Annotated in this window: 7 protein-coding genes; 2 read left to right on the plus strand and 5 right to left on the minus strand. The window is 71.6% G+C overall.

Translation table 11 applies throughout. The features are described 5' to 3' along the window. Positions 1 to 2 precede the first annotated feature (2 nt). From AMO33_RS04230 to AMO33_RS04245, 4 genes are all read right to left on the minus strand, one after another. Positions 3 to 4,211, minus strand: a complete 4,209-nt coding sequence (locus AMO33_RS04230) for a TIGR02680 family protein (RefSeq protein WP_060590664.1) — start codon at positions 4,209 to 4,211, stop codon at positions 3 to 5. A 1-nt stretch (position 4,212) separates the two neighbouring features. Continuing rightward, positions 4,213 to 5,562 (minus strand): TIGR02678 family protein, encoded by a 1,350-nt coding sequence (locus AMO33_RS04235; protein ID WP_060593281.1) that lies wholly within the window; start codon positions 5,560 to 5,562, stop codon positions 4,213 to 4,215. Continuing rightward, positions 5,562 to 7,034: a TIGR02677 family protein gene (locus AMO33_RS04240; RefSeq protein ID WP_060593280.1), complete on the minus strand. Its 1,473-nt coding sequence runs from the start codon at positions 7,032 to 7,034 to the stop codon at positions 5,562 to 5,564. The genes AMO33_RS04235 and AMO33_RS04240 overlap by 1 nt, the downstream gene beginning before the upstream one ends. Positions 7,035 to 7,221: 187 nt before the next feature. Then, positions 7,222 to 8,364, minus strand: a complete 1,143-nt coding sequence (locus AMO33_RS04245; protein WP_060590666.1) for a hypothetical protein — start codon at positions 8,362 to 8,364, stop codon at positions 7,222 to 7,224. A 326-nt stretch (positions 8,365 to 8,690) separates the two neighbouring features. On the opposite strand from AMO33_RS04245, the gene AMO33_RS04250 reads away from it, so the two are divergent. Beyond that, complete coding sequence (locus AMO33_RS04250) at positions 8,691 to 9,059, plus strand: hypothetical protein (protein WP_228788391.1); 369 nt, start codon at positions 8,691 to 8,693, stop codon at positions 9,057 to 9,059. A 254-nt stretch (positions 9,060 to 9,313) separates the two neighbouring features. On the opposite strand, the gene AMO33_RS04255 is transcribed toward AMO33_RS04250, so the two are convergent. After that, on the minus strand, positions 9,314 to 10,198 hold the full coding sequence (locus AMO33_RS04255) for a PAC2 family protein (protein ID WP_011209726.1): 885 nt from the start codon (positions 10,196 to 10,198) through the stop codon (positions 9,314 to 9,316). Positions 10,199 to 10,329: 131 nt separating this feature from the next. Between AMO33_RS04255 and metH the strand changes: the two genes are divergently transcribed. After that, entirely contained in the window at positions 10,330 to 13,926 is a 3,597-nt protein-coding gene (gene metH / locus AMO33_RS04260; RefSeq protein ID WP_011209725.1) for a methionine synthase, read from the plus strand. Positions 13,927 to 14,038: the final 112 nt, after the last annotated feature.

The following is a 14,038-nucleotide window of genomic DNA, read 5'->3' on the forward strand; positions in this document are numbered from 1 at the left end:
GGTCAGGCCAGGGGCGCCGGGGCGCCCGGCATGTCGTCGAGGGTCAGGCCGCCTTCGATGCCGACCGGCACCCGACGGCGGTTGGGGGAGCCGAGCGCGGCGGTCAGATCCGATCCGCTGTGCTCGGCGAGCAGATCGCCACTGTCCCACACCAGCAGAGTGGCGCTGACGGTGTGCTCGGCCGCGGAGTGAGCCAGGTCATAGTGGGCGCAGCCGGGCACGTGCGGGTAGGTGATCCACAGGTCGTAGCCGGTCATGAACAGGTCGAGGTCGAATTGCACACTCAGGCCGAGCAATTCGCTGCGCCCGTTGTCGTCGACGCCGGCGAACGCCTCGTCCAGCGCCAGCAGCCGCGGGGCCTGCGGGTCGGCGGAGTCGAGCATGACGTGAGCGGCGGCGAACAGCGGCAGGTGCAGTGACACGGATTGCTCACCACCGGACAGCGCGCTGTGCCGGGCGACGGTGAGCTTGTCCTCGCTGCCGTCGGCACCGACCAGGGTGAACGAGAACACTCGCCACCGGCGGTAGTCGAGGGTGGCGGCCAGGATCTCCGGGTAGGACCGTTCGGGATGCTCGGCACGGGCGGCGCGGATCTCGGCGGCGAAATGCGCGCGGATGGCGGCGAGATCCTCCGGGCTCAGCGCGGCGGCGTCGCGGTCGAGCAGCTTGCACATCGCCCGCGCGCTGTCGGAGAGGTCGTCGGCCAGCACCCAGTGCACGCCGATGGTGTTGCCCGAGGACATCCGCCGCTGTTTCATCTCCGCGCCCATCTTGGCGATGAGTTCGCGCGCGTCGCCGGTGCGTTCGTGGATCTGCTGGGCCAGGCCGGTGAGCAGGGCGTCTTCGAGGATGCGGCGTTCGGCGTCGGTGAGCAGCAGCTCCTGATCGCGGCGGGCGGACGCGACGCGGGTGGCGAAATCGGCCAGCGGGCACAGTCCGTGCTCGTCCTGCACCTGCACGACGGTGAGCCCGTCGGCGGCGTCCCAGCGCAACCGGTAGTCGCGGCCCGAGGCGGCCAGCGCGGCGTCGAACTCCTGCAGCGCGGCGGTGACGGCGCTGCGGGTGGATTTGCGCGCGGCCTCCCCGGCCCGCACCGTCGCGGTGGCCGTCGACAGTGCCTCGAACAGTGCGGCCACCTCGTCGGGCAGGACCCGCGGCTCGGTCTCGGGATCCGATTGCGCGATGCGGTAGAGCAGCTGATCCGGTGTCGACCAGGCGGCGTCGCTGCTGGGCCAGCGCAGCTCGGGGGAGACGCCGAGCAGTGCCAGCAGATCCGGTTGCGCGTAGGGGGCGAGCGCGCGGACCTGCGCCAGCACCTCGGTGAGGGCGGTGCCGAGCGCCTCGTGCGCGGTGCGGTAGGCGGCCTCGGCGTCACCGACCGCCTCGATGGCCGCGTTGGCGGCCTTGCGGGCGGCCTTCTGCTCGGCGCGGCAGGCGTCGATGCGCTCGCGGGCCCGCGCGAGTTCGGCATCGATCTCGGCGGCGCCCGCGCCCAGCGCCTCGCGCAACGTCGCCAGTTTGCGCTGCTGCTCGTCGTAACCGGCGCGCGCGGCTTCGGCTTCCTCGGCGAAGGCCTCGGCCAGGCCGCGGGCCTCGTCGAGGCGGTCGGCGCCCTCGCGTTCGCGTTCGAGCGCGCGTTCGTGATCGGCGCGCAGCCGCGCCAGGGCGGTGCCGGTGCTCTCGAAATGGCGGACGGCGGCGGCCAGGGCGTCGAGATCGGCGGCGGTGCGGGGCGTGCGGTGCTCGGCGGCCGCGGCGCGCAGCTTCTTCTCCAGCGCGGTGACCTCGGTGACCGCCTGATCGAGTTCGCGTTCGGCCTGGGCGGCGGCCTCGGTGCGGGAGCGGACCACACCCGCCGCCTCGGCGACGGCGCGCAGCGCGCCGGTGACGGCGGTGGCGCGGGGCAGTGCCTTGGCCGCCGTGGTCAGCGCCGCCAGGGTGGCATCGGCCTGTTTCGCGGCCGCCTCGGCGGATTCGCGGTCCTCGGTGGCGGCAGCCAGCGCGGCGTCGAGTTCGGCCAGGCGCTCCTCGCGGCGGCGCGCGCGGGCGGTGGCGCCGATGTACTCGGCGTGCGGTTTGTGGTGCCTGCCGACCTGCACGCCGTGCCGGTAGCCGCCGGTGACGTCGAGCGCGGGATGCGCCGGGACCTCGTCGGAACCGGCGGCGTCGCGCACCGCGATGGAGGCCAGGATGTCGGCGACGACCGTGCCCGGAACGGCCAGTTCGGGCGAATCGTCCTCGACCACGAGCACATCGGCGAGCGTGCGGCCGGTGGGGCGCCGATCCGGGGGCAGCGGGATCAGGAACTGATCGGAACGATAACCGGCGGGCGGCTCGCCCGGGCCGACCCGGGCGTCGAGCAGGCCGGCGGCGTCCAGGGCGGCCTCGATCCCGGCGGCGGTCTCGGCCGGCACGTCGTCGGCGAACCGGACCAGCCGCCACAGGGGTGCGCCCCGCCCGTCGTCCGGTGCGTCGGTACGGGTGTGCCGGGCGGGCGGAGCGTCGTCGCGCTGGGCGGCGATGGCGTCGCGTTCGGCCTCGAGGTCGGCGATCCGGGCCGTCGCGGCGGCCGCGCGGGTGCGGGCGGCCAGCCGGGCCTCCCGCAACTCCTCCAGCAACGGTTCGGTGCGCTCGGCCACCACCTCGGCGGGCGTGGCGGCCTCGTCGGAACCGGCCTGGCCCAGCGCGGCGTCGACGGCCTCGAACAGTTCGGCGCCGAGGGCGCCGTAGGTCTCGCCGTGTGCGTCCCACCATTCGCGCAGCGCCGCCGCCGCGCGGCCGCGAGCCAGCTCCACGGCGGCCTCGGCGTGCGCGACATCGGCCGCCGCCCGCTCCCGGTCGGCGCCGGCGCGCTCGGCCAGCCGCTCGGCCCGGGTCCGCTCGGCCTGCGCCGCCTCCACCCGCGCGAGCACCGCGCGGACCGCGCGCACGTCGGCGTCGCGCTCCTCGGCCCTGGCCAGCACGGCGGTGGTGAGCGCGTCGTCGCGGGACGGCGTCGTCCAGGCGATCCCCGCGGCCTCGGCGGCGCTGCGCAATTCGTCCTCCCCGCGGCTGAGCGCCGCGGCGGCCTCCCGCACGTCCGCGCGCACCCGGTCGAGCTCCTGCGCGCGCTGCGCCACCGTCTGCTGGGCCTCCACCGCCTTCGCACGGTGCACAGCCGCCGAACTCTCCAGCCTGCGCACCGCGTCGGCGAGGTCGTCGAGTTGCTGTTTGCCCTCGTAGGCGCTCGACCGTTGCAGCGTTTCGCGATCGGTGAGGGCTTGCTCGTAGGCGCGGTCGGCGTCGTCGGCGCGGTCCTGCGCGGCGGCGCGCTCGGCCTCGCGCCGCTGCCGCAGCGCGCTCGCGGCGAACAGCGCCGTGCTCGCGTGCGTGACCGCGTCGAGCCGGGCACGAACCTGGTCGACCTCCGTTTTCGCCTGGACCGCAAGGTATTTGCGATACACGTCGACGAAAGCACGGGTGGCGGTGTCGGCGTGCACGAGCCCTTCGAGGGTGCGCCCGACCTCCTCCATGTCGCTGAAGGAGCGGGCCGCGTCCAGGATCAGCTGATCGTCGAGCGGGCGCAGGCCGTCGGTGAGGGCCTGCGAGAGCCCGCGCGGATCGAGATTCTTGGCCAGCTGCGGACGGCGCAGCGTGAGAATCAGATTGATGAGCTGGTCGTAGCGCTGCGCGCCGAGGCCGAACATGCGCGCATCGATCGCCGCCCGATACTCCATCGGCCGGTCCACGATCGCGTCGGTGCCGATCTGTTCGGCGAGTTGTTTGCGGGTCAGCGGGCGGTCGTCGGGGCCGATGAGCGAGAAGTCCACTCCCACCCGGCCGTCGGCCACGAAATACCAGCGCGTCACCTTGTCCGAGGAGCGGGTGGCGCGCATGCCGATGCCGACCGTGACGACCTCGGGATCGGCCCACCGCCCGCGCGCGAACTCCATCCACACATACGAATACGCTGAATCCAGCTTGCGATACAGCAGATTCGACTTCATCGTGCGTTCCTCACCCGCGAACGGGTTCAGCCGGCGCGGCTCGATACGGCCGTCGAGCACGAACGGGAACAGCACCTCGAGAGCCTTCGTCTTGCCCGACCCGTTGGGCCCGCGCAGCACCAGCCTGCCGTCGGCGAAGCAGAACTCCTGATCGCGGTAGTCCCACAGGTTGATGATCCCGGCCCTGGTCGGGATGAAACGCACTCCGCCGTGGATGACCGACATGTCAGATCCCTTCCCTCCCGGTGCCGACGAACAATTCCTCGGTGCGCCGCGTACGCACGGTGACGACCGCACCCCGGTACCGGGCCAGCGCGGGCAGCACCAGCACCCCGTCGGCGACCGGACGCACCAGCCGCAACCGGCGCAGCAGCTCGACCACTTCGGCGGTGAGCGCGGGCACGTCGGCGAGCCAGTGCGCGGCGAAGGTGGCGCCGTAGCGGTCGGCCAGCATGCCAACGGTTTCGCGCACCCGGTCGGCGGCGACGAACGGATACCGCACCGGCTCGGGCCCCGCCTCGGGTTCCGTCGCAGGCTCGTCGCCGTCCTCGACCATCGGGGCGAACAGCGTCGAGGCCGGGATCGCTGCGTCCAGCGCCGCGACCAGCTCGGCGCCCGCGTCCGGGCCCGGCGCGCGCTGGGGCAGCGGATTGTCGATGTCGAGAACCAGGTCGGCGATCTCGGCGATCAGCAGCAGCGCCACCTGGGCCACGGTGCCGGTGCCGGGGAACCGCACATCCGACAGCCGCCCGGAGGTGTCGATCAACGCCACGCCCTCGGCGCGCCGCTCGGCCCGCAGGCCGGTGAACGCCTCCACCTCGGCGATCACCCGTTCCTGGGCCAGCACCGCCCGCTGGTCGGGACCGAGGTCGGCGGCGTAGACCACCGGACGTTCCACCACCGCCCGCCGCACGGCCCGGGCGAGCGCGGCGGGCGTACCCGCCTCGGTCGTCGGCTCCTCGCCGAACAGGCCCGTGACGCTGTGCAGATGCTGCAGCGCCCGCGGCGGCCGGAACAGGGCGAAGACGACCGGACGGTCGATGTCGTAGAGGGCCTCGCCCGCCTCCGGGTCGGCCGCCCAGCCGCCCGCGTCGCCGTCGGCGAGGGTCAGCGCGCCGCGCGTGGCCAGCCAGCCCACGGCGTCGACGAAGGCGTCCCGGTCGGCGGCGCGGTCGGGGGCGAGCTCGAGCCCGTCGATCTCGGCGGCGTAGGCGCTGACCTGCTCGGCCAGCTCCGACAGCGTGATCTGGTCGCCCGCGCGACCCAGCGCCGCCAACGCCAAGGCGAGATAGGCGTAGCGGCGGCGGTCGAAGACCCGCTCGGTGACGGTGCGCGCGGGACGGCCCGGGTCGAGTTCGTCCAGCACCGGGAACAGGCGCGCGGTCGTCTCGGTGACCTCGAGCCGGTAGCCGAACAACTCGGCCAGATCCTCGCGCAGCTCCGTGGCCCAGCGGCGGATCAGCGACAACGCCACCCGGTCGGGGTAGCTGCGGGTGACCACGTGATTGGCCAGGATCACCCGGGCGGCGCGCTGATAGTTGTCCAGCTCCAGCGAACCGATGCGGTGCGCGTGGATCACGCCGCACCTCCCGACGTGCGCGGTCCGCGAACGCGCACCTCCAGCTTGCGGTTGTTCAGATGCAGCAACCCGCGCGCGGTGCGCACCACCGTCGGGCCCGGATGCTCGGACACCGTGAGGGTGACGCCGTTGTCGCTGCCCGAGGTGCCCGCGACCCGTCCGCTCACCGGCACCCACGCCGTCGACGCCGCGTCCAGCAGGCGCAGCAGCATGTCGGTTTCGCGGTCGTCGAGCACCCGCTCGTAGACGTCCGCGGCGGCCAGCGACCGCGCCGCCTCCGCCCGGGAGCGCTGCGCGGCCAGCTGCGATTCGCGCAGGCGCCGCATACTCGCGTCGTTGCGCTGGATGCGGCCCGGCGCCGCCGCCGAGGGTGGCCGTCCCGTCTCGGCCAGGGTGCGGGAGATCTCCAACGGTGGTGCGTCCCACCAGGATCGGCTCGCGGGCACGATGTCGGCATCGGGATGTTCCATCGCCAGATGCCGCGGCCGCCCGAGCCCGAACACCGCGTCGAAGAGCGCGTGCGCGCTCTCGGTGCTCGGCGCCGCGGTGAACCACGCGGCCAGATGCCGCAGCGCCGACTCCCGGCTGACCCCACCGCGGCGGGTCTCGGTGACCCGGCGCAGCAGCGCCAGTACCGCGGCGATCGCGCTCATGGTGGCTTCGCGGAGCCGATCGGCCTCGGTCGCGCCGCTCTCACCGGCGACGAACCAGCCGCGCAAGCCCTGCCAGCGCGCCCGCCAATCGGCTTCCCGGTCGGCCGGGCTCAGCAGCACCCGTTCGTCGCACCGCGCCGCCCGCTCGAGCATCGCCGCGACGCCGGTCTGTTCGATTTCCGCGATGGCCGCCGCCAGCCGCGGCGCGAACCGCGCCAGATCCATGCTGAACTCGCGCATGTGCGCCAGCAGCGTGTCCTTGTGCGCCAGGAACGCCTCCGGGGTGATCTCGGTGGTGCGCACCAGGTCGCCCAGCGAGAGATAGAAGTGCGCGGCCCGGCTCGCCATGTCGGTGAGCGCGGCGTCCAGCCGGCGCAGCGTCCGGTAGACGAGTTCGGCGTCGCCGCGGCGGTTCGCCTCGGCCAGCGCGCCCAGGTCGGCGAGCAGTTCCGGCAGCACCAGCCGGGACAGCGACGCTTCCTCGCCGCGCGCGTCCAGCACCCCGGCCACCGCGCGGAACGCCTGGAAGCCGGGCTGGGTGAACTGGTAGACGTAGTGCCGGTTGCGGTACTCGGCCAGCGTCGCCGCGCGGGTGCCGTCGTAGCTGCGCTCCAGCACACCCCACCGGTGCAGCTGGTCCAGCAGCGGCCCGATCTCGGCGGCGGGCAACTCGGCGCCGCCCGCCCGCCGGATCCACTCCGCCACGTCGTCGGCATGCAGCAGCACCACGTAGGCCGCCCGCGCGCTGTCGAAGGCCCGTAACACGCGCAGGTAGTCCGCGCGCTTCTCCGCCGTGGCGAAGGCGAACAGCCGCAGCCGCTCGTCCAGCTCGTCGCCGCGCGGCCCGTCCTCGGAGTCGGTCACCGGCAACAGGGTAGTAGCGGGCCGGTCGCCGCCCGCGCCTACGGCACGCATTCGGCGTGGCCGCATCCGGTTCGTGCCGGTTCGCTCACCCGGTAGCGGCCGGGGACACGACCGGTGTCCCTGGCCGCGGCGGAGGTGGTCAGTTCTCGACGGAGATCGCCCGCAACTGCTCGAGGTAGGACTGCGTGCGCGGATCGCCGGGATAGTGCTGGGTCATCTCCCGGGCCGCCTCGCCGGCGATGAGCATCAGCGACGGCAGCGAACGGCGCTTGCACGCGAAGGCGCGCATGCCCTCGTCGATCGAGCGTTCCAGATCCCGGTCGCGCACCGCCACCACGGCCAGCGTCAGGTGTGCCTCCGACACCCGCATCGGGTTGAAGATCGAGCCGTCGGCCCGGGTGGAGTGCCGGATCACCTCGCGCGCATAGGCTTCGGCCATCCGGTCCTGGCCGGCCACCCGGCAGCAGTCCATCGCGTAGAAGTCGAACTTCTGCGGATCGACGACGAAGTGGTTGTCCAGGTTGGCCGGATGGTCGAGGCTGTCCAAGATCGCTCGCCCGATGCCGAGCGACTTCTCCACCTCGGCCGGGTTGCCGAGCCGGGCCCACGCCTTGGCTCGTTGCGCGGCGAGCTGCACCCCGACGCCGATATGTCGAGTGTCCTCGAGGACGGCGTCGACGGCCTCGACAGCACCCCGATAGTTACCCTGCGTCAGCGCGAACCACGCGGCCATTTCCGCTGCCCAGCCGCTGATCTCGGGATTGTCGGACTCCCTGCCCAGCGACCAGGCCGCCCGCCGGGTGGCTTCCGCGGAGGTGCGCCGGCCCAGGTCGTAGTCCACGCAGCCGACCAGCAGCGCGACCCAGCCTGCCAGGACCAGGATTTCGCGGTGCTGGGCGAGGGTGAGCCTGCCGTCGAGCAGCGAGGTGATCCGGCGCAGCCACGCGGTGCCCTCGGCGTGCAGCTCGTGCGGGTCGGCGTAGGAGTATTCACAGCACAGGCGCTCGGCGGTGATCCGGATCGCGTCCAGCGTGGCGGCCGAGACGTCCGACATCCGCAGCCTGCCGATGAATTCGAGGGTGTCCATGCCGGTGGCCGAGAGCAGTTCGTCGTCGCGGTTGGGTCTGGCCTTGGGGAAGAACGCCGCGGTCACCGTGTCGAAGGTGGCGGCGATGATCGGCGCGTAGAAGTCGTCGGGGCGCGATTCGCCCGATTCCCAACGGCGCCAATTGCGTAGGAGCGTGGAGTCGGTCGGTAGGTTGTGCGACGTCTTCGCGCGCATCGCGCGTACCGCGTCTGCCTGTGACCACCCCCTCGCGTCACGTTCAGAGCGCATCCGGACAGCCCACACGGGTCGTTCGTCACCAGCGGTCACGTCTGTAGTATCGCACCAGTTAACCTCTGGTGCACCGAATAGGGCACGCGGTTGTCCCCGGGTTGACACCTGCATTCGCAGTTTGGCGTCAGACATTCTGAAAGAGGAGCGGACAGGTTGCCGGTCGTACAGATGCAAGGACATCTGCAACGCCGCAACCTCGCACCGATCGCGGTACCCCGCACGGGGATATCCACACATGGCAACAGCGACCCAATCCATTGGAGGTTCGGGTGGAAGCGTTGATCTATGGATACTTGCGTGACGATCTCGCCGACGGTCACAGCGCGGAACTCGAGGCGAAGATGACCACGCTGGCGCGCGAGGAAGGCTTCTGTTTCGCGGCCACGTTCCACGAATCCACCGGGGGCGACGGCACGGCCTTCGCCGAGCTGACCCAGGAGCTCAGGCGGGCCGACGCCCATCACGTCGTCGTACCGTCACTGGATCACCTTGCGGGACAGACCATCCCCCGTGAGATATTGCTCGCGAAACTGGCGCAGGACGCAGCGGCCCGGGTGTGGACCATCGAGGACACACCGCGGGCCGCTGCCGTTTCCGGGGATGCGGGCACCCGCGATGTGCCGCATCCCGGTGATTGAACCGACCATCCGGTACTGGGCAGCGGCACCCCGCGCCGCCGCCGCGTCCGGCACTGCGACCCGGCCACCCGCCGAAGTCCGGTGTCACGGCCAACTTTCAGCAACACGCGCGGTCCGGCTCGTCCGCCGCCCGGTGTGTCGGGCGCGGTGCGCCCCGCCGAACGGCGTGTCGGAGGGCGGGATCCCTCCGCGGGCAACCACATTCGGCACCCGCGGGCACCCGCCCGCGAACTCCGGGTGAACCGCGCGCGGCGCTAGAGCCCGAAACTGCCCGGGCCGCGCCTGCGCAGGTACTTCTCGAACTCGGCCGCGATCGCGTCGCCGTCGATCTTGGCGATGGCCTCCTTCATGTCGACCGCGGCGTCGCCACGCTCCTCGAGCGAGCGCACGTACTCGGTGATCTCCTCGTCACCCTCGGTCATCTCGCTCACCGCGGACTCCCAGTCCTCGGCCTGCTTGGGCAGCTCGCCCAGCGGCACCTCGATGTCGAGCACGTCCTCGACCCGGTGCAGCAGCGCGATGGTCGCCTTCGGGTTCGGCGGCTGCGAGACGTAGTGCGGTACCGCCGCCCAGAACGACACCGCGGGCACCCCGGCCTTGACGCATTGGTCCTGCAGCACGCCGGTGATGCCGGTCGGGCCTTCGTAGCGGGTCTGCTCCAGGTTGAAGCGCTCGGCGGCCTCCTTGCTGTAGGCCGAGCCGGTGACCGGGACCGGGCGAGTGTGCGGGGTGTCGGCCAGCAGCGCGCCGAGGATCACGACCGTCTGCACGCCGAGCTGCTCGACGAACTCCAGCAGGTCGGCGCAGAAGCTGCGCCAGCGCATGTTGGGTTCGATACCGCGCAGCAGCACCACGTCGCGGTCGGTGCCCGGCGGCGAGCAGACCGACAGCATCGTCGAGGGCCACTGGATCTCCCGGGTGACGCCGTCGACCTGGCGGACGGTGGGCCGGTTCACCTGGTAGTCGTAGTAGTCCTCGGAGTCCAGTTCGGCCAGCGGCTCGGCGTCCCAGATCAGTTCCAGATGCTCCACCGCGCCGCTGGCCGCGTCGCCGGCGTCGTTCCAGCCCTCGAAGGCGGCGATCAGCACGGGATCGCGCAACGTCGGCAATTCCGAATCGGAGGTCTCACTGGGGTTCACTCGGTCAGCCTACGGCGTGCGGGGTGTGGTTGTGGTATTGATTTCGCGCCGCGGTGCAGGTGGCGTGCCGGTGCCGACCGCCGGTGGACGCAGCTGCCGGGTTGTCGGAGGCGGCCACTACGCTGGTAGCCATGTCTGTGTCCAAATCCGCCGGGTTCGATACCACCCTTCTCGACACGCTGCGTCGGCGTGTCGTCATCGGCGACGGTGCGATGGGCACGATGCTGCAGGCCGTCGATCTCACCCTGGACGATTTCCGCGGGCTGGAGGGCTGCAACGAGATCCTCAACGAGACCCGCCCCGACGTGCTGCGCGCCATCCACCGCGCCTACTTCGAAGCGGGCGCCGACGCCGTGGAGACCAACACCTTCGGCTGCAACCTGTCGAACCTGGGCGACTACGACATCGCCGACCGCATCCGCGATCTGTCCGAACGCGGCACCCGGCTGGCCAGGGAGGTCGCCGACGAGATGGGGCCGGGCCCCGACGGCACCCCCCGCTACGTCCTCGGCTCGATGGGGCCGGGCACCAAGCTGCCGACCCTCGGCCACGCGCCCTACACCGCGCTGCGCGACGCCTACGTCGAGTCCGCGCTCGGCATGCTCGACGGCGGCGCCGACGCCATCCTCATCGAGACCTGCCAGGATCTGCTCCAGGTCAAAGCCGCCGTCACCGGCAGCAGGCGCGCGATGGAGCTGGCGGGCCGCCGGATCCCGATCATCACCCACGTCACCGTGGAGACCACCGGCACCATGCTGGTGGGCAGCGAGATCGGCGCGGCGCTCACCGCGCTCGAGCCGCTCGGCATCGACGTCATCGGCCTGAACTGCGCGACCGGTCCCGACGAGATGAGCGAGCACCTGCGGCACCTGTCCAAGCACGCCACGGTGCCGGTCTCGGTGATGCCGAACGCCGGCCTGCCCGTGCTGGGGCCGAACGGCGCGGAGTACCCGCTCACGCCCGAGGAGCTGGCGGTCGCGCTGCGCGGGTTCGTCAGCGAGTTCGGGCTGGCGCTGGTGGGCGGCTGCTGCGGCACCACGCCCGAGCACATCCGGCAGGTCGCCGAGGCGGTGCGCGAGGTGGAGGCCACGCTGCCGCCGCCCGAGCAGCGCCGGTCGCCCGAACCCGAGCCCGCCGTGTCGAGCATGTACACCTCGGTGCCGTTCGCGCAGGACGCCTCCGTCCTGATGATCGGCGAGCGCACCAACGCCAACGGCTCCAAGGCTTTCCGCGAGGCCATGCTGGCCGAGGACTGGCAGAAATGCCTCGACATCGCCAAGGACCAGACCCGTGACGGCGCGCACATGCTCGACCTTTGCGTCGACTACGTCGGCCGCGACGGCACCAGGGACATGACCGAGCTGGCCAGCCGCCTGGCCACCTCCTCCACGCTGCCGATCATGCTCGACTCCACCGAGCCCGCCGTGCTGCAGGCCGGACTCGAGCACCTGGGCGGACGCTGCGCGGTGAACTCGGTGAACTACGAGGACGGCGCCGGGCCGCAGTCCCGGTTCCAGCAGATCATGCGCCTGGTCGCCGAACACGGCGCCGCGGTGGTCGCGCTGACCATCGACGAGGAAGGCCAGGCCCGCACCGCCGAGAAGAAGGTGGAGATCGCCGAGCGGCTGATCGCCGACATCACCGGCAACTGGGGCCTGGACGAGAGCGACATCATCATCGACACGCTCACTTTCACCCTCGGCACCGGGCAGGAGGAATCGCGGCGCGACGGTCTGGAGACCATCGAGGCCATCCGCGAGCTCAAGCGCAGGCACCCGCGGGTGCAGACCACCCTCGGCCTGTCCAACATCTCCTTCGGCCTCAACCCCGCCGCCCGCCAGGTGCTGAACTCGGTGTTCATGCACGAGTGCGTGCAGGCCGGGCTGGATTCGGCGATCGTGCACGCCTCGAAGATCCTGCCGATGAGCCGCATCCCCGAGGAGCAGCGCACCACCGCGCTGGACCTGATCTACGACCGCCGCACCCCCGACTACGACCCGCTGCAGCAGCTGATGGCGATGTTCGAGGGCGTGTCCTCCTCGTCGTCGAAGGCCTCGCGCGCGGAGGAGCTCGCCGCGCTGCCGCTGTTCGAGCGGTTGGAGCGGCGCATCGTGGACGGCGAGAAGGCGGGCATGGAGGCCGACCTCGACGAGGCCATGCGCGAGGTGCCACCGCTGCGGATCATCAACGAGACGCTGCTGTCGGGCATGAAGACCGTCGGTGAGCTGTTCGGCTCCGGGCAGATGCAGCTGCCGTTCGTGCTGCAGTCGGCCGAGGTGATGAAGGCCGCGGTGGCCTACCTGGAACCGCACATGGAATCGACCGACGATTCCGGCAAAGGCCGCATCGTGCTCGCCACCGTCAAGGGCGACGTGCACGACATCGGCAAGAACCTGGTCGACATCATCCTGTCGAACAACGGCTACGAGGTCGTCAACCTCGGCATCAAGCAGCCGATCACCTCGATCCTCGACGCCGCCGTCGACAAGAAGGCCGACGTCATCGGCATGTCCGGCCTGCTGGTGAAGTCGACCGTGGTGATGAAGGAGAACCTCGAGGAGCTCAACTCCCGCGGCGTGGCCGACCAGTTCCCGGTGCTGCTCGGCGGCGCCGCGCTGACCCGCGCCTACGTGGAGAACGACCTCACCGACGTCTACGAGGGCGACGTGCACTACGCGCGCGACGCCTTCGAGGGCCTGCGCCTGATGGACGAGATCATGGCGCGCAAGCGCGGCGAGGCGCCGGACCCGAACAGCCCGGAGGCCGTCGCCGAACGGGAGAAGGCGGCCGAGCGCAAGGCCCGCCACGAACGGTCCAAGCGCATCGCCGAGAAGCGCAAGGCCGCCGAGACCCCGGTGGAGGTGCCCGCCCGCTCGGACGTGGCCGCCGACCTGCCGGTGCCGGTGCCCCCGTTCTGGGGTACACGGGTGGTGAAGGGTCTTGCGGTGCACGAGTATTCGGGGCTGCTGGACGAGCGGGCGCTGTTCCTGGGGCAGTGGGGTCTGCGCGGGCAGCGCGGCGGCGACGGACCCAGCTACGAGGAACTGGTCGAGTCGGAGGGACGGCCGCGGCTGCGCGCCTGGCTGGACCGGCTCGCCACCGAGGGCGTGCTCCAGCACGCCGCCGTGGTGTACGGCTATTTCCCGGCGGTGTCGGAGGGCGATGACGTGATCGTGCTCACCGAGCCGGAACCCGATGCGCCGCAACGGTATCGGTTCACCTTCCCGCGCCAGCAGCGGGACCGGTTCCTGTGCATCGCCGACTTCATCCGGTCGCGGGAGCTCGCCCGCGAAACCGGTCAGGTGGATGTGCTGCCGTTCCAGCTGGTGACGATGGGGCAGCCGATCGCCGACTTCGCCAACGAGCTGTTCGCCGCCGACAACTACCGCGACTACCTCGAGGTGCACGGCATCGGTGTGCAGCTCACCGAGGCCCTGGCCGAGTACTGGCACCGGCGCATCCGGGAGGAACTGGTGCTGGAGGGCCACGCGGTCGCCGAGTCCGATCCCGAGGACGTGCAGGAGTACTTCAAGCTCGGCTACCGCGGCGCGCGGTACTCCTTCGGCTACGGCGCGTGCCCCGACCTGGAGGACCGGGCCAAGCTGGTGGACCTGCTCGAGGCGGACCGGATCGGCGTGGTGCTCTCGGAGGAACTGCAGCTGCACCCGGAACAGTCGACCGACGCGTTCGTGCTCCTGCACCCGGAGGCCAAGTACTTCAACGCGTGAACGGCCGGCGGCGGTAGCGCGGCCACGGCGTTGTGAGCGGGGCCACGGCGGCCGGTCCGCGTGGCGCGGCGCGGGTGGATGTCCGTCGGTGGGGTATGCCATTGTCGAAGGG

Origin of the sequence: Nocardia farcinica (assembly GCF_001182745.1) — a bacterium.
Taxonomy (GTDB): Bacteria; Actinomycetota; Actinomycetes; order Mycobacteriales; family Mycobacteriaceae; genus Nocardia; species Nocardia farcinica.

What these genes read in the sequence shown, in the direction of transcription:
- AMO33_RS04230 (WP_060590664.1), bottom strand. Translation starts at nt 4,211, where the DNA reads ATGTCGGTCATCCACGGCGGAGTGCGTTTCATCCCGACCAGGGCCGGG.
- AMO33_RS04245 (WP_060590666.1), bottom strand. Translation starts at nt 8,364, where the DNA reads ATGCGCGCGAAGACGTCGCACAACCTACCGACCGACTCCACGCTCCTA.
- metH (WP_011209725.1), top strand. Translation starts at nt 10,330, where the DNA reads ATGTCTGTGTCCAAATCCGCCGGGTTCGATACCACCCTTCTCGACACG.